The organism is Mucilaginibacter sp. BGA-UO-ETr-C110, assembly GCF_059567985.1.
Genome location: NZ_JCAQPB010000002.1, coordinates 4,957,833 through 4,976,405, shown reverse-complemented (window position 1 = coordinate 4,976,405; position 18,573 = coordinate 4,957,833). Strand labels below are relative to the sequence as shown.

Annotated in this window: 10 protein-coding genes; 2 read left to right on the top strand and 8 right to left on the bottom strand. The window is 41.8% G+C overall.

Going from position 1 to position 18,573, the window contains the following annotated elements; translation table 11 throughout:
• Positions 1-401 precede the first annotated feature (401 nt).
• Positions 402-1,298 carry a glycerophosphodiester phosphodiesterase family protein gene (locus tag AC57BQ_RS21335; protein ID WP_496408181.1) on the top strand — a complete coding sequence of 299 codons (897 nt, stop codon included), beginning with the start codon at positions 402-404 and terminating at the stop codon, positions 1,296-1,298.
• Positions 1,299-1,378: 80 nt separating this feature from the next.
• Here the strand turns inward: AC57BQ_RS21335 and AC57BQ_RS21330 are convergent, their stop codons facing one another.
• From AC57BQ_RS21330 to AC57BQ_RS21295, 8 genes are all read right to left on the bottom strand, one after another.
• Entirely contained in the window at positions 1,379-3,247 is a 1,869-nt protein-coding gene (locus AC57BQ_RS21330) for a RagB/SusD family nutrient uptake outer membrane protein (protein ID WP_496408180.1), read from the bottom strand.
• Positions 3,248-3,265: 18 nt separating this feature from the next.
• Positions 3,266-6,427, bottom strand: a complete 3,162-nt coding sequence (locus tag AC57BQ_RS21325; RefSeq protein WP_496408179.1) for a SusC/RagA family TonB-linked outer membrane protein — start codon at positions 6,425-6,427, stop codon at positions 3,266-3,268.
• A 947-nt stretch (positions 6,428-7,374) separates the two neighbouring features.
• A complete protein-coding gene (locus AC57BQ_RS21320; protein WP_496408178.1) occupies positions 7,375-7,902 on the bottom strand; it encodes a DUF2062 domain-containing protein in 528 nt (175 codons plus the stop codon).
• Between the two features lie 469 nt (positions 7,903-8,371).
• On the bottom strand, positions 8,372-9,097 hold the full coding sequence (recO, locus tag AC57BQ_RS21315; protein WP_496408177.1) for a DNA repair protein RecO: 726 nt from the start codon (positions 9,095-9,097) through the stop codon (positions 8,372-8,374).
• Between the two features lies 1 nt (position 9,098).
• A complete protein-coding gene (locus tag AC57BQ_RS21310) occupies positions 9,099-9,455 on the bottom strand; it encodes a diacylglycerol kinase (RefSeq protein WP_090470362.1) in 357 nt (118 codons plus the stop codon).
• A 407-nt stretch (positions 9,456-9,862) separates the two neighbouring features.
• Complete coding sequence (locus AC57BQ_RS21305; RefSeq protein ID WP_496408176.1) at positions 9,863-10,549, bottom strand: LytR/AlgR family response regulator transcription factor; 687 nt, start codon at positions 10,547-10,549, stop codon at positions 9,863-9,865.
• 13 nt (positions 10,550-10,562) lie between these two features.
• Positions 10,563-12,005 (bottom strand): sensor histidine kinase, encoded by a 1,443-nt coding sequence (locus tag AC57BQ_RS21300; protein WP_496408175.1) that lies wholly within the window; start codon positions 12,003-12,005, stop codon positions 10,563-10,565.
• A gap of 410 nt (positions 12,006-12,415) precedes the next feature.
• Entirely contained in the window at positions 12,416-15,949 is a 3,534-nt protein-coding gene (locus AC57BQ_RS21295; protein WP_496408174.1) for a chemotaxis protein CheB, read from the bottom strand.
• 280 nt (positions 15,950-16,229) lie between these two features.
• On the opposite strand from AC57BQ_RS21295, the gene AC57BQ_RS21290 reads away from it, so the two are divergent.
• On the top strand, positions 16,230-18,566 hold the full coding sequence (locus tag AC57BQ_RS21290) for an efflux RND transporter permease subunit (protein ID WP_496408173.1): 2,337 nt from the start codon (positions 16,230-16,232) through the stop codon (positions 18,564-18,566).
• Positions 18,567-18,573 lie beyond the last annotated feature (7 nt).

Genomic DNA, 18,573 nt, shown 5'->3' with positions numbered 1-18,573 from the left:
TGCATTGCTCTCCTTATTTTTTATAAATATAAGCAATTTAATTTAAAAATACTAAAAATATTAGCAATTTAATTGTACTAAGAAGCTCATGAAAGTGGGTTTACACTATTTGGGGTGTTTTGTCTTTAAATTGTCTTTAATTATTTGATTATCAGTTAATTGCAAATATGTAAACCATAAAAAGTGTAAACCATGTAAACCCACTTTTTTGGAAAATAAGCAGCTTGTTCAGTGATTACCTGTTGTTGAAACATCAGAAAACCTTAATACATCCTTAATCTACAGAAAATGTGCTGGCTGTTATTTTAGCGGCGGAAAAAATCTACCGGGCTTTACACTATAATTTAACAAAAGCCATCCGTACCTATTTTTCTTCTTAAAAAGGAACTAAATTTACAAAAATGAAAAAAATAGGACTAACGCTAAGCACCCTTATTTGTGGATTAAGCACCGTTTTTGCCCAGCAAAAATTAGATGTGGAAGGTCACCGCGGTGGCATGGGGCTGATGCCCGAAAACACTATAGCATCTATGCTCAATGGTGTAAAAACAGGTGTACGAACCCTGGAGCTCGATCTGAATATAACCAGCGATGGCAAGGTTGTGGTATCGCACGATCAATGGATGTCATCGGCCATTATGCTTAAGCCGGATGGCTCTGAAATAGCCCCAGCCGAAGAAAAAAGCATGGCCCTGTACAAAATGACATATGATAGCATCCGTCGTTTTGATGCGGGTACTAAACCCAATGTTCGTTTCCCTAAACAGGCTAGGTTAAAAACCTACAAGCCGCTGTTATCAGACCTGATAGACAGCGTGGAGGCTTACGTTAAAAAAAATAAGCTTAAACCCGTTTATTACAACATCGAGACCAAAAGCACCCCTGCCGGCGATGGTATTTATAACCCAGCACCTGATGTTTTTGTTAAGATCATGATGGATGTGATCAATAGCAAGCATATCAACAAGCGGGTGATCATTCAGTCGTTTGACGTAAGAACGCTGCAGGTTTTGCATAAAACAGATCCTAAGATGAAACTTTCTTACCTGGTTGGAAAAATAGATGTGGACGAGGATCTTAAGAAATTGGGTTTTACACCGGATATCTATAGTCCGTATTACACCTTTGTAAATGCCGATATCGTAAAAAAAGTTCATGACGATAAGATGCTGATATTGCCCTGGACAGTAGATGAAGAAAAAGACATGAAAGCCCTGGCCAATTTGGGTGTTGATGGTATCATCAGTAACTACCCGGATAAATTGGTGCAACTATTCGGTAGTTATCAGTCAAAATAATTGAGATAGTTTACACGGATAGTATTTTAATAAAAAAGGGATGGAGCATTGCTCCATCCCTTTTTTATTAAAGGTAAATGTTACGGGATCTTGTCCAATGCCGGAACATTGCTTGCCGAACCAGCATACCCTTTGTTTTGATTGATATGCCCGTTAATATTTAACTGGATGTCGCTATTAGGAATGGGCCATAACACATGATATGGTGATATGGTAAAACTATTGCCAGAGTTGGTTACTACTCCTTTGTTATAAAAATCAGTCTTCTCCATGATACGGTCATAAAAGAAATTTGATTCGGAGAAGTTATTTACATTATAGCTTTTGCCGGTATAGGATGGTTTGCCGGTTAACGCAAAAATATAAGCCATACGGGTAAGCTCGGTTTTACGGGGTTCTTCCCAGTAAAGCTCCCTGGCGCGTTCATCAAGAACGGTGCCTATATTGATTTTGCTGGCATCGGTTAAAGGTGCGGCTTGCGCTCTTGCCCTTACAACGTTCAGATCGGCCATAGCGCTGTTGAGGTCACCTTTCCATACATAGGCTTCGGCTCTTAACAAATAGGTTTCGGCCAAACGGAATACGTACCAATCCGTATCTGTACCACGTGGCGGGCTCCAGAATTTATCAGTAGCTATGTTAGTGGAGCTGATAAATACTTTGTAATGCGGCCAGCCAAACCAGCAACGGATAGTATCTCTTGGTCCATTTAAAAAGCGGGTAGCAACGTTGGCGGCTGTCCATTGTTCCAGGTGTTTGCCGTACCAATCCGGATCCGATGTTTTTAAGGCTGGGTTATTATAAACGAGGTCGGTCATATTCATCCAGTTTCCGGGAGCATGCCTTAAATCGGTATTATCGGTCCAGATGTATTTGGTGCTATATGGAGTTCCACGATAGCGTCCTATTCCCCTGCCATAATAAAGCGTCAGCGGAATCTCGGCGGTCACCGCATCAACTATCCCGGCTTTGTTTTTACCTGGGGTTAGTATGACATTAGCCTGCGAGTAAAAAGGCGTACAGTTACGCATTAATTGCGATCCGTTTGCCGTGTTACCTTCCAGGTTATCCCGGTCAATTACCAGGTATAAGCCCTCTGTATTCGAAGCAAGAGCTTTATTGTCGGGACGGTGCAGGTCCCAGATCACATTTTTAGTAACATCGGCGCCGGTACTTCCAAAGCGAGCGGTCATTAAATGATAAGGGCCACCATTGATCACGGAATTAGCTGCAGCAAGGGCATCATCAAACTTGCCAAGCGAGAGGTCTACCTTGGTCAACAAATGGCTAACGGCGCCTTTGGTAACGTCACCTTTGTTACCGCCGTCGGTTACCCATTTTTGAGCAAACTCTAAATCGGTTTTCATTTGGGCCAATATCACTTCGCGTTTTACCGAAGCATAAGCAACATTCGGAACGCTTTCTTCCTTCACAGGGCATGGTACATCACCAAACTCATGAACAAGGCGGTAATAGCAATAAGCCCTGTGAAAATAGGCTCTGCCTAAAATGTCGTTTCTTTGAGCATCAGAAGTATATTTAACATTGTCTATACGCGAAATGATGGTGTTGGCATAGCGTACACCCTGATACCATTGTTTCCAATACCAGCCAATTTTGTTATAATCGTCGCTGTTTAAGTTGGCAGTTGGAGTAATGCGTACATTCAGATCCTGGGCTGGCGTGGTTTTATCGGTGGTACCTTCAACCGCTACGTCGGAGAATATGGATTCCGTAAGCATCGGTGCCGAATCGCCAAAAAACTCCGCTCTTAAATTTTTATTCAGGTAATTAAGCGCTGCCTGCATGGCTGATACCGAAGTTAGCGTAAGGTCGGGCGTAAAGTCAGAAAGATCCTTAGGTTTAAGAAAATCCTTTTTACAGCTTCCCGAAATTAGCACTGTGGCTAAAGTAATGGTTGCTATTATCTTTTTATTTATCGTTTTCATGTTGATCAGTTCAAATTTTTAAAATACTACGTTTACACCTACTGATATATATCTTGGGGTTGGGCCATCGTTTTGTGGATCCCAAAAATCCCAGTGAGGGGCATATACCGCGGCATTGCTTACGTTAGCATACAATTTTGCACTCTGTATTTTTAAAGGAGTAAGCCAGGATTTTGGAAAGTTATACCCTAATGAAACGGTATTCAGCCTGATGAAAGAAGCCTTACGCCATACGTTGACAGTTGTACCGCTGGATCCTGAATTTAAGCGGGCATAATCGTTTATCGGGTTACTTGGTGTCCAGTAAGGTTGTACATATGATGAAGTCCTGGAAATACTCACCCCGCCCTGGTTATTGATAGCCTGGTTGTACTGCCTAAGCTGACCCCAGTTGGAGAGTAGTAAAAATCCAAAATCAAAGTTTTTATAAATATTGAAATCATTACGTAAAGACCAGGTAAACCTTGGCGATTCATAACCAATGAATTGCTTATCATCATCGGTATATTTATATTGGTTAGGGCCGCTGTTTACTAGTTTTTGCAGTTTAAAATCGCCTGGAACAGCGCCGTATTTAGCAGCCTCATCTTTTTCATTAACTTGCCAAACGCCTAGTACTTTATAGTCCCAAACAACGTCGATATCCTTACCGATAAACCATCCATTGGCTTTATCGCTGTTTTCAACACGGCTTACTGTTCCATCAGCATTGGTTACATCAGCCTCGCCGTATAAATGCACTATTTTATTCCGATTTAAGAAGAAGTTAAATGAGCTGCTCCAGTTAAAGTTACTGCTAACTATGTTTTTACTGGTAAGGTTAAACTCAAACCCTTTGTTGTTTACCTGGCCTATGTTGGAGATAACATTAGCAAAGCCAGAAACTTGTGGTAAAGTTCTTTGCACAAGGAGGTTGGTGGTTTTTTTGCTGTAAACATCAATTGAACCGTTTAAACGGCTGTTGAATAATGCAAAATCAATACCCGCATTTAAAGATGTGGTACGTTCCCATCTCAGATCGGCATTGGCCATTCTGCTGATGTAAAGCGCTGAATTTGCTGTAGCAGTGCCTCCCGGGGTAACCGTTGGGTATTTATCTGAGGTGATTACCGCAAGTGCCCTGTTCGGATCAACAGTACCATTGCCATCCCTGATATCGCGATTGCCATTAACACCATATGATAAACGAAGCTTACCATAGCTTAACCATTTGTTTGATTTCATGAAATTCTCATCGGTAAATATCCAGCCACCTGCTACTGATGGGAAATTGTCGCTCGGGTGCTTTTGTCCAAACAACGAGTATCCATCTCGGCGAACAGATACAGTAAGCAAATACCGCTGCATTAAGGTATAGTTGATACGCCCCAGATAAGCATTGGCTGTAGAGTAACGGTCATCGCTGCTTACTGTAGGTTTGTTACCCGCGCCAAGGTTATGAAAGCTCAGGTCATCATTAGGACTAAAACCCTCATTGTATTCATAGCTATACCATGACTGATATTTCTCCGTATTAGCCAGGAAGGTAACGTCAATGTTATGGATATTGTTAAACGTATGGTTCCATTTCAATAGGTTATCTATCTGGTAATTGTACCGGTTTTCATTGGAGCGCTGTGCCTGGCCGCCGGGTACAGTTACATTGGGATTGTGCGATGAGTTATGATAAAAAGTGCGGTATGAGTCATAACTGGGCGTGAAATTTGTTTGAAAAGTAATCCCCAGTGGTAAGGTTACCCGGCCATAAATATTGGCAAACAAAGTATTTTGAACATTCATGCTTTCATCATACTGTGTATTTAAAAATGGATTCCGGGCATTTAGTCCGGCATCATCGGTAGGTATCCTTCTTAAGGTACCATCGGCGTTATAAAAATCGCCATAAGGAGAGTTGTTAGTGATTTGATTCCAATCGGCTTCTATAGTGTGGGGCCTGTCGACACTACCGTCACTGTTCCTGCCCGGAAGATTACTCTCATCCCTTACAGCATATTGAGCATTAATACCAACGGTTAAAAAACTAGTGGCTTTACCCTCCAGATTTAAGCGGGCGCGTATGTTACTATAATCGCCACCGGCAATCAGGTTTTGGTTTTTAGTGTAGTTTAAAGACATGTAATAATTAACATCTTCACGTTTCCCTGCCATGCTAATGGTATGATCCTGCCTGAAGCCATTACGGAAAACCTTATCAAACCAGTCAACAGTTTTGCCGGCAGCATAATTGGCCCTTTCGTTAGCTACCAGGCCCAGTCTGCTTAACCATTGGTCAACCGGATCGCCTGTGGCCTTTGTTAAGGCCATCCATTGATCAACAGTTATGCCTGATGGCAGTTTCCTGGGGTCGGTATACTCATAATCAGGGTTATTAACATTGATGCTCCGCATTACATCGGCACGCCAATCTAAAAATCCTTGCGGGCCATATACTTTTTGTTCTTTCTCCAATTGGGCAATACCAAAGTTTGAATTAAGCGTAATAATTGGCGGACCTGTTTTTCCTTTTTTGGTAGTAATAGCAACCACACCAGCTGCCGACCGTGAACCGTAAACGGCAAGGGCGCTGGCATCTTTTAGTACGTCTACAGATTCTACATCATTAGGGTTGATATCAGCCAGTTGACCGTTATAGATAACACCATCCAGTACAATTAATGGTGAAGTGTTTCCGGTTAGGGTTGATTTTCCGCGGAGCAATAAATCTCCGCCACCCTTGGGCGAAGTATTCATGCTAACCGTAAGTCCGGGAATGTTGCCTTTAAGCACGTCGCCGATACTTGTTGGATTTTCGTTTTCCAGCTGGGTGGCTTTTATGCTTGATACAGCTCCGGTAACATCCTTTTTTTGACGGGTTCCGTAACCAACAACTACAACCTCGTTCAGCTGTTTGTTGTCCTCAGCCAAGGTAATGTTGATTTGATTTCGGTCGTTCACAGGTTGTTCCTGGCTGGCATACCCAACTATGCTAAACACCAGCGTGGCGTTTGCCGGGGCACTGAGGGTGTAATGACCTTTTACATCAGTAGCAACGCCTTTTCCTGTTCCTTTTATTTTAACAGTTACACCGGGTATCGGACCCTTGTCGTCTTTAACTATACCCGTTACGGATCGATCCTGGGCCAGCGCAAGCGTGCTGCTGGCCAGAAAAAATAAAATGAGGAGAGTAATTTGTTTTCTCATAATTTTAATAGTATTAATTGGTTTATAGTGGTTTGCTTTTGGTTTAAATAGAACAGGCACATCTTGCCCATATAAACAGGCATACAGATCCATCATTAATGAACCTGTGTAGCCTTCATGACCGTAAAATTTAATGGATGCAATACAGGAAACTTAAACCGTAGCATGTTAGGTTAAGCCTGTTTTAATATGATAGTATACAGCAGATACTATCATGCACAAATGCACGTTGTTACATGACAAAATGTGAGTATTTTTTCTTCATATTTGTATTGCTTATTAAAATTTCGGTTGAATTAGGCAAAAAAAATCCCTGCAACATTCAATGTTGTTGTTTGGCTAAAAGGGGTACGTATTGATTTCGGTAGTGCTGAACCCACTGCCGATTTCTTTTTTTTGGAAGGCCTGATTTATTTTTTCATTGATCTAAGGTTATGGGTTAATGGATGCCGCTTTTATTCCACCTGTAAGGTAATGCCCAAACAGTATTCACGTTTTCGCAGGACAATGAAATTTGCAGGTTTATAAAGCAGTTTTATGGTTAATAATTAAGCTGTTTTTATAATTAATTATAGCGCTTCTTATTATTTGTAATTGGCAAAATACTAAACTGTATTTACCAAAAATATCCCGGGAGATCAGGTTTTCATAAGTTTTAGCTGTTTTTATTTACGATAACGTTTTCGTTAAAAAACATTGGCTGCGGGTTATTAATAAGTGTGAAATGTACAGATAAATAAATAGTTAGCTTGTTTTTCTTCAATAAACAGATCTTTTCAACCTCTATTGTTAAAAGGTTTTATCATTAAAGCTAACTTATGGGTATATTTTAATAATGAGATATGCAAATATTTAGTCGTTAACTCTTTTAATATAATAAGCCAGTAACTAAATTAAGATGCAGTACACAGATTAAAGAATTTAATAGCACATGTACCTTTGGTTACCTAAGTAGCCATAATGGTTTTTTTGCTTACAAGTTTAAGCAATACGAAGGTTATTAGACCCGCTGTTACACCAGCAACTATGGCAAGCGATATACTGCCATATAGATATTGTTCCAGATGGAGGCTGATCGATTTTAAGGAGATATTTCCGTTAAAGGGGATGTCGATATTTTTTTCACCCATCCAATAGCCACCGGCTTTATAGCTTAAAAATATGACCGCCGGTATTAAGGGGGCAAAACTGATGTGCGCAGCTAAAATAACAAGCGCCTTATTCAACTTTAATAACATAGCCAATGAAAATGCTACGATTAGCTGAAAGCCCCATATAGGTACTATTCCCATAAATACACCAAAACCAATGGATAGCGCTTTAAGCTGTGCCGATTGATCTGGATTAAACAAATGGTTTTTTATAAACTGCTTGCCCCTTTCTTTGCTGAAAAAAGTTTTGAAAAAATATCCGGGGTTAACACACGCTGTTTTTAGCTTTTGAATCCCTGCTTTTATTTTTTCTGAATTATTCATGGTGTGTTTGATCCATATATGGCAACCGACCCGGGCAATTTTTTTGACATGTTTATTTGCAAATTTACCCTTAACAACATTAACAGACTTTTAAGTTTTTAATAAGTAACCACTTATATTACGATGGCGGCAAAGGTAAATATCTTTACGATACCTTACTTACCACGTTTTAATTTGTTTGAGCCAAAGCAGTAGATATTAGCCATGCACTTTAAAACTGGTATTTTATTGATGGTGTCAATAGCTATAATGCACATTATAAGGGTAATGCATGTTAAATTTTTATTAAAAAATTAGTCTACTAATTCTATAGTGCATATATTTGTAACAATTGTTATTATCGATCTAACCAATTAGTTCTTTATGGTAAATAATGAGGTCAGTCAACGAAAAAGAGGCAGCCTTTGGCTTTCTCTTTTTTTATTTCGGGGCCTTGTACTTTACTGTTATAAAATATGATCAGGGATTTTCAGGACAATACTTCCTCCAGCACATCGGCAGAGCGTATATTGCCGAATCCCTCTATGTGCAAGGCGTAGTACTCCAATAGTTTCTGGATCAGGTACCGGCGTTCGTCATTACTCCATTTTAACTGCTGCATATTTTCAAAACTGCATTGCAAAAGCAGGTGAAAGTTTTGCGTATGGGGCGGCGACAGATACAGCAGACTATCCGGTTTATATTTGCTGAATGTGCCGTTCTTCATGTCAAAATAATCTGCCTGACCGGCCTGATACCTATCCGGGTAAAAACCCAGGTAACGGGTAAGCTGAACTAAAAACAGCAGATGAAAGTTAGCCACACTCCCGGTTTGATGATCGAGCCACTCTATAGCGCTGAATACAAAATCAAACAAATTTTCATCGGGCGATTGTTGCTTTACGGCTTTATACAGCACTTCGTTCAGAAACATAGCTATACAGCTTTTGATCACATCATATGGGATGCTCTGCAGTACCGGCGAATTTTTAAGTTCGGAAATGCGTTGTACGCTACCTGTATTTTTATGATAAACAACCAGGTCAAGCAGGTGCAGGGGTTGCAGCATATTACGCCCAATTTTGGCCTTGGGTTTTTTTGCACCATTAATGATATACGATTGCAGGCCAAATTTTTCGGTGAAGAGCTGTACAATAACACTGCTTTCGCCATAGTCGGTTGCTTTAAACACAATACCACGGGTTTTATGCAGCATGTTATACCAGTAAAATAAGTTTAGGTATAAAAATGATACCGCCTGTAACCAGGGCAAATACCGCGGCAACCACAACCGCGCCCGCGCTCACATCCTTTACATGACCGGCTTTGATATTATAGGTAGGCGAAACCAGGTCGGTGAGGGTTTCAATGGCGGTGTTGATGAGTTCGGTTACCAGCACCAGGGTGATACTGAGCGCCATCCATTGCCATTCGGCAGCGGAAAGGTGCAGGGCGATACCCAGGCCAATGGTAATAACACTTGCTACCAGGTGTATCCGGAAGTTGGGCTGGGTACTGGTGGCATATTGCAAACCTTTAAAGGCAAAACCAAAACTGCGTATCAGTCTTCTCATATACAAAAATACATTGTTATTGGCATTTATGGATTTTGGTAAGCCCAAAACTTTTTAAAGCTTAAATTTTAACACTTTTTTGCCCAAAAAGAGGGTGAAATTGGGTCAAAAACTGCCGAAAACTCATCCAAAACCATCCATTTTAACACTTTTTAACAAATTTTTGATGGGTTTTGAAAGGTTTAAAAAGTATTAATTTATTGATTGTCAAACAGCTGCATTGAAAATGGCCAATTTTTGGACCTTTTATCCCCTTAACACAACGGCCCGGTTTTCCTTTTTTACAGAAAACCGGGCCGTTGTATACATACAAATATACTGATAATTATTGATTGATTGAATTAGTGAATTAGTGATTTTTGGCTGCTTGCAGGTTTCTGGATAACAGGAGCAGGAGCGTGTGGGGTTCAGCCAAGTTCCTGAAGGCACTGAGCATAAGTGGCTCCGATGGGGATACTGTGGTCGCCGATTTTTATTTGTGTACGGTCAAATTTATCAACTTTGCTGTGGGCAACAATGTATGCCCGGTGGGTGCGGATAAACTTTTTGGCGGGCAACAGCATCAGCATATCGCTTATGGCTATCCGGGTGCTTAATGATTGGTTGCCCTCCAGGTGGATACGGGTGTAGTTACCGGCAGCTTCAATAAATAATATATCGTTCAGTTCAACTTTAATTTGCTCATAGCCGTCTTTGATAAATATGGAGCTTATTTCTTCGCCGGCATCAGGTTTATTGCGTAAGGTGAACAGTTCATGTGCTTTGTTGCAGGCTTTCAAAAAACGCGGCAGTGAAAACGGTTTTAACAGGTAATCCACAGCATCAAGCTCAAAGCTTTTTACGGCGTGTTCCGAATAAGCTGTGGTAAAAATTACCATGGGCGGATTGTTGATGCTGTTCAAAAAATCAAGACCGCTGATGTCGGGCATTTTGATGTCCAGGAACATCAGGTCGGTTTTGTTTTGTCTCAGATAGGCCAGGGCCTCAAAGGCGTTGGTAAATACGGCCTTTAGCTCAACAAAAGGAACTTTGGCTGCGTGTGCCTGCACAATATTAAGTGCTATGGGTTCGTCGTCAATGGCAATGGCTATCATTCCTTAAATGTAATTAATTATCCAATTGCAAGGTCAGATGAACAAAAAATTCCGCGGCGTTTTGACGGATAACCAATTCATGCTTACCCGGATACAGCAGCGTTAACCGCTGTTTCACATTTTCGAGCCCGATACCGCTTTGGCCTTTTTCAGGATCATTATCCGGTTTAATGTGGATACTGTTATGCACATCAAAATAAAGGGTGTTGCCGCTGGTATTCAGGGTAACTTTAATATGTGATGGACTGATGAGGCTAATACCGTGTTTAAAGGCGTTCTCTACAAAGGGGATAAGCAGCATGGGGGTTATTATCAGATCGGAGGTAATGTCTTCTATCTGTGTTTCGATAACGATATCGGATGATGTGGATGTGCGCAATTTTTGCAGCAGGATATAATTCTTCAGATAGTCGGTATCCCGCGATAAAGCGATTTTATCTTGTATGTTCTCCTGCAGCATAAAACGCATCATATCACCCAGCTTTTGAATCCCCTCGCCGGTGCGCTCGGCGTTTTCCTGCAGGGCGGTGCCGTATAAAGTATTAAGGGCGTTGAATAAAAAGTGTGGGTTTATTTGTGATTTTAAAAAATTAAGACTGGCATCTGATTTACCCAGTTCTGTTTTCAGTGTTTTGATCTCCTCGTCCTTTTTGGCATGACGGCTTTTGTAAATACTCCATGAAAAAGGGGCTACGAGTATGAGCTGGGCAAAAAAATTACCGATCACAATAATGGCTATCTGGTTTTCGTCGGTATTGGCCTGGATGGAGAATGCATGTGATGTTGGCCCTAACAACCGGCTGCCGCCTTTAAAACAGAGGCCCAGTATTAGTAAGGCTACACATGACAGTAGCGTTAAGCCCATCATGCGCCCATAGTAACGTACATAGCTCTTTTTGGGTAAAAATGTAACCGGGAGCAAGTGGTGTACCGAGTACAAATAAACAATGATCATGGCCGGAACGGTAAACGCGATAAAAAATTTAACCCCTTCGGGTAGCCCTAAATAAAGCGCGGCTACAATGAGCAGTATCCAGGAAGCGGTAAGTAATGTTGCTTCATAATAGAGGGCATTTGCGGTGTTCCGGGTGTCGCGGTTAAAAAATACCAATAACAGCTTGATGGCCAGCAGCGTGGCGAAATAAAGGTTGATGATGCCCAGCGTAATGCAGACATACATGAAAATTAAAATAAATAAAGTGCCGCCCGCTGAAGTATGCGTTTGATTTTCAAACACGGGTACCATATAAAAGCAAATAAAGCCATAGCAAATAAATACAACGATATGGTTAAACAACACGGGCGCCATGATGCCCACAAAATAGGTATGATTGATATCGTTAAGACGTATCTCGTCAATAACCGATAAAATGAGTGACAGTACCAGGCAGCCGGTAACTATCCAGAATTCAATGAGGGCGAAGCCTTTTAATTTTATATTCAGTTGCTTGTACATGATAAGTTAGATTTTTGAACGGTTGGTTTACAGCTACAATAGTACAAAAGCCCGCCGACGTTAAAATTGAAATGTGACAAACCCATCAAAAAATGTGACGAATAATAAAATTAGCGGTTTTAATGTATCGGGAAGTTATTTAGGGGTGGTGCGGTGATAACACCGACCACAGGCTAAAGCCCAACTGTTCAATTGTACATTACCACAAGCGGGACGCTTGCGGTAGCGGTGAGAAACAAAATCTGAAGTCATGCCGAACTTGTTTCGGCAACCCATAAGCAGGTTATACAATGCGCTGGATAACTGTCCTGAGAGATCCTGAAACAAGTTCAGGATGACTTGCTCATCTTTAGCCACAGGCAACAACACTAACCGAAGGGTTTAATGGAATAAAGGTCAATATCAGCTAATTAAACTAATGGCAAACTAAAGTAAAATGTTGATCCTTTATCCATTTCACTTTCCACCCATACTTTACCCTTATGCCTTTGAATGATCTCGGCCGAGAGGTAAAGGCCCAGCCCAAAGCCCGAAATGTTTTGTGTTTGTTCGCTTTCAATGCGGTAATAACGGTCGAACAGCCTTGCCTGGTCCCGTAGCGCTATGCCCAAACCTTCGTCTGTTATGCTTACTTCAACCAGGCCCTTAATTTCCCGGCAGGAAACTGTAATGTTTTTTCCTTTTGACGAATACTTGATCGCGTTGCTTAAAAAGTTGGTGATCACCTGGCCTATCTTGTCCCTGTCGGCACGAACCACAATATCACAATCGGAGGTTACAACGATGTAGTGGCTTTTGGTGATCAGCATCATATCTTCCACAATTTCCTTGAGCAGGGTATTCACCTCAAAAGACTGTTCATTCAGGTAAATTTTCCCGGCCTCAAAGCTAGATGCACTCAAAAAACCATTGATCAGGGCCGACATTTTTTTCACCTGTATGTTGGCCTTCTCCAGGGCCCCAACGGCAAAAGTATCCCCGGCTTTATTGGCTTTGGCGGCCAGCATCTGTACATAGGCCTGCAGTGTGGTTAGTGGTGTTTTGAGCTCATGGCTCGCCATGGCAATAAAATCGGTCTTCCGGATATCGTCCTGTTTATGTACGGTAACATCCAGCATCAATCCCGTAAAATATGCCGGCTTGCCATCCAGGTCGTGCGTAAGGTTTCCATTAGCCCTTATCCAGCGCAGTTTTCCATCATGAAATCCTTTCAGCGGGAACTCTACATCACATATTTCTCCACGGTCAATGGCTGCTTCAACCGTATTTCTTAGTAAGGACTGGTATTCACTATCGATCTGGGCTATGGCCGATTCAAAAGTCATTGGCTCATCAAGATGAAAGCCAAACAGCTCTTTAAGGCGTGGTGATGGAATAAATTCACGGGTTGTCGCGTCTATCGACCAGATCCCCATTTCGGCAGAGTCGATAGCCATACCCAACATTTTACTGCTGATGTTGAATTCCCGCTGGATCCTTTTTAACTCGGTGATATCATAAAAAGTAATGATAGCGCCATTGTTGCTATGATCTGCCAGCTGCACATAAGGCATGGTCATGATCTGGTACCATTTACCGTTATTGGTTTCAATTTCTTTGGTAATAACACAGCCTTCTGCCAATACCTTTTTAATATCATCTAAAATGGTTTCGAATTTGATATTGGTAGAAATATTGCTGAGCGGCCTGCCGACGTCTGATTCCAGAAGGTTGATCTGTTTTACCGTTCCCGGCGAAAATTTCATCAGGCGCAGTTCATTATCAATGAATAATTGCCCGTTAATATTACTCCTGAAATAATTATTCAGATCGTCATTAATTTCCAGCAGTTCTTTGTTTTTGAGTTGGTAATCTGAATTAATGGTATGCAGTTCCTCATTTACGGATTGCATTTCTTCGTTGGTGCTTTGCATTTCCTCATTGGCCGAGATCAGCTCCTCATTAAAAGATTGCATGTTCTCGTTGGAGGTATTCAGTTTTTCATTGGAAAGGTTAAGTTTGTCCTGTAAGTCCTTCCGTTCTTCTTCCAGGTTAATGATATATTGATCCAGGTAGATCTTTTCATCATATACCGCGTTTTTTTGTATTGGCAGGGCCGATTTATCTTCACTGAAAGTTACCCACAACAATTTTTCCCTGCCTTTTAATATTAACGGACTGATGGACAGGCTCACATTAACCACCTGCTGGCCCTGCTTAATTTTTATCCCGTTAAGCACCACATTTTCATTTGTTTTTAAAACCTCTTTACTCAGGGTATTAAAAGCTACGGCAAGGGGTTTGGGTAAAAGCTCTGCCAGGTCGGAACTGAAATGTTTATGGAGCAGGTATTTTGTGGTATCTCCGTATGACCGTACCACTTGATTGTGTTCGTCGATACAAACAGTCAGGTAGTCCAGTTTATGGGCCAGGCTCTCATGGATCTCTTCGGAGAGGTTATTATGATTTGTGTTTTTAATCTGGCCTGGTGAAAAGCGGGATGGAGTATGTTTGGCATCGGGCACATCGGGCATGGAGAATTCCTCAAAACTTATGGCCCGTTTGGTTTCCAGGTTTTTATAGATCTTCCATTTTTTATGGACTACTTCCAGGTTTTTGATGATGGACACCGGGTTTTCGCTCGATCCTAAAAATAAATAACCATCTTTTTTGAGGCCAAAAAGCATCATAGCAAATATTTTCTTTTGCAAAACAAGAGTCATATAAATGAGCAGGTTGCGACAGCTGATCAGGTGCATATTGCAGTAAGGCGGGTTTTTAACAAGGTCGTGCTTGGCAAAGATCACCATCTTGCGGATAACCGGTTTTACCCGGTAAAATTCGCCTTCTTTAAAAAAGTACTTTTCGAGCCGCTCCGCAGACATGTTTTGGGCAATGTTTTTACTATAAACCCCTTTGCCTGCGTGAATCAGCGCGTCGCTGTCAATATCTGTCGCGAACAGCCTTACTACCGTATCCGATAACGGGCCTGTTAATTGCTCTGCTATCAATATGGCCAATGAGTAAACTTCCTCGCCAGTAGCGCAACCGGCAATCCACATTTTCAGCTCTTCTTCCGGGGCAAGCTTTTCCAGTATATCGGGTAATATCTTGCTTTCAATAAAATCAAAAGCTGCCTGATCCCTGAAAAAGGAAGTAACACTGATGAGGAACTCCTTGGCCAGGGCATCTACCTCCATGGGCGTTTCTTTTAAATAGCTCAGGTATTTTCCCAGCGTATTAAAATTATGGCTTGAAGCCCTTCTTTTTGTTCTTCGTAATATGGTTGGTTGTTTATAGTCCGAAAAATCAAGCGGTGATCTTTCTTTGATCAGGTTGATAATTGCCGAAAGGTCTTTTTCATCCTCCTGCTGATAGGCTATTAAATCCCCTCCATATTTTACATAATCTTCAATGGTACCGGGCATTAAAGCGGGTTCCAGTACAAAATCAACCAATCCTGTAGCGATAGCATGAGAAGGCATACTGCTAAACTCCGAAGTTTCGGGGTCGCGGGCCATCACCATTCCGCCTGCTTTTTTAATAGCCTTTATACCTTCTGTACCATCAGAGCCTAAGCCGGAGAATATGATACCAATGGCTTTTTTGCCATAATTTGCAGCAAGGGACTCAAAAAAGGTGTTGATGGTTAAATGTGGACCCTGAATTTTTTCCTTTTCGGTTAAATACAGGTTCCCCCCACGTATGGTCATATACTTATTGCTGGGGATGAGGTATACCTGGTTGCATAGCACTTTCATCCCATCTTCGGCCTCTTCAACAATAAGCTTACTGTGCCTCACCAGCAGATCAAGCATCCTGCTTTTAAAATCGGCTGATAAGTGTTGAATAATTACATAGGATACGCCATCTAAAGGGGTGTGATCAAAAAAGGAATTGATCTCTTCCATACCGCCCGCGGAGGCGCCAATGGCAACGATGTGATGGGGATCGGTTTTGAACATGGCATGAACTTAAAGAGCAGTATTAGAATTTATTAAATTCTTAGAGATGAGTAAATTAAGAAATCAAATTTACAACTATAAATCCGGAATAAAAGGGGCCTGTCCTTGTTATTTATGTTCATTTAACATTGGCGTGTTAAATACCTGATATGAATTAAAATTATCTGCTCCCGCGTGCTATAAATGAGGCGGTAGGTTAAGATTTTGTCACAATGTCAATATCTTAAGCCGGTGGGTAAATCAAATTTCGTAGTTTAGCGGCGCCCTTAATGTGACTCAAATGTTCTGGAAACATACCGCTTCTTTTATCCTTAAAAACAGACTCATCGTACTTATCTGCGTTTTGGCACTGAGTGCTTTTATGGGTTTTGAGGCGTCGAAAGTAAAAATAACCTTTAACGGGGGCAAAGTGCTGCCTGTTACCGATTCGGCCTATATTCGCTATAACCAGTTTAAACAAACCTTTGGCCAGGATGCCTCATCGATGGTTCTGGGGATCAAATCAGACAAAATATTTGATAAAGATGTGTTTAACGACTGGTACCTGATCGGCACACAGCTTAAACAGATCAATGGTGTTAAAGCTGTGGTTTCGGCTGCTAATGTGTACAATTTGCAAAAGGACACCCTGCAGCACCGCTTTATAGTAAAGCCATTGGTTACCGGCGTGCTACCCTCTGCGCAGGCGGTTGACAGTGTAAAGCAGCAGCTTTTAAGCCTGCCGTTTTATAAAGGTTTGGTATTAAGCAACGATGGCAAGTCGACCTTAATGGCTATTACTTTTGACGATAAAATAATCAATACGTCTTTCCGTGTGCCCATCATTAACAAAATGCTTCAATTGGGGCAAGCTTTTGAACAAAAACATGGCATCAAGGTACATTACTCGGGCCTGCCGCTGATCCGTACCGTTGTGGGCGACCTGGTGGCGCATGAGTTTTCTATGTTCCTGGGCTTGTCTATTTTGATCACGGCTATCATTCTGCTCATCTTTTTCCGGTCGTTTTTCCCGGTGATATTCCCGGTACTTATTGTGGTGCTGGGTGTGCTCTGGAGTTTGGGCATCCTATTTATGATGCACTATGAAATGACCATTTTAACCGGCATCATCCCGCCGCTGGTGGTGGTTATCGGCATCCCGAACACTATTTTTATCCTCAACAAATACTATCACGAGTTTGAAATATCGGGCAATAAAATGGAGGCATTGGCCATCGCGCTCGAAAAAGCCGGCATCACCACTTTTATTGCCAACATTACTACCGCTATTGGTTTTGGCGTATTGTGCTTTACCAACAGCGAACTGCTTACCCAGTTTGGTTTGGTGGCCTCGCTGGGCATACTATCTACATTTGCTTTGAGCCTGATACTGGTGCCTATTGTATTCAGTTACCTGCCCCCCCCAAAGGCAAAAAAAGCCGGTATTAAGGACAGTAAGTGGATGAAAGCCTTATTGATTAAACTGGATACGCTGGTACATCAAAAACGGAAAGCTATCTATATCACTACGCTGGTGCTGGTGGTTATTTCGGCTGCGGGCATTTATCGCATCAATATTAATGGCTATGTGGTTGATGACCTGCCGCAGCATAACAATACACTGGAAGATCTGAAGTTTTTTGAATCCAATTTTAACGGGGTACTGCCTTTGGAGGTAAGTATCGATACCAAACGCAAAAACGGTGTGGTGAACCAAACCGTGATCCGCAAGGTGGAAAAACTGGAAAAACTGATCTCCTCGTATCCGCAGTTCAGCCGTTCTATTTCCCTCATCCAGGTATTGAAATTCTCGACCCAGGCCTTTTATGGCGGCAATCCGGAATACTATCGTTTGCCCGACGGTTTGGAGCAGAATTTTATATTGAACTATGCGGCTAACTCGGGTAAAAGCTCATCCGGCGCGCTGAATACTTACCTGGATAAAGATCATCGTACAACCCGGGTAACTTTTGAAATGATTGATGCCGGGTCCAAGAAAATGAATGTAGTACTGGCCGAGCTGCAACCGCGTATCGACTCGATATTTAATCCTAAAAAGTTTCATGTGGAGCTTACCGGCTCGAGCATTATTTTTATAAAAGGTACCAATTACCTGCTCAAAAACCTTTACGAAAGCCTGGCCTGGGCCATTTTGCTGATAGCCGGGGTGATGTGGATCTTGTTCAGGGGGGTAAAAATGATTGCCATTTCACTGGTGCCCAACCTGGTGCCGCTCATCATAACGGCAGGGATCATGGGTTTTTTTGGTATCCCGCTCAAGCCATCAACCATACTGATATTTAGTATCGCGATGGGGATCTCGTCCGATCAGACTATTTATTTTATAACCCGTTACCGGCATGAGCTCCGCTATACGCGTAAAAGCATATCACGGATAGTATCAGACACGATCCGCGAAACCGGGGTGAGCATGATATTTATCGCGACGGTATTGTTCTTTGGTTTCGGCATATTCGCGGTATCCAAATTTGGCGGAACCGTAGCATTGGGTATCTTATTATCCATAACACTTTTGGTAGCCATGATCAGTAACCTCACGCTGCTCCCTGCTTTTTTACTAAGCCTGGATGGCGGCGTCGACCGTAAGAAAATAAAAGGACCGGATATTGAGGAATAAAACAGCT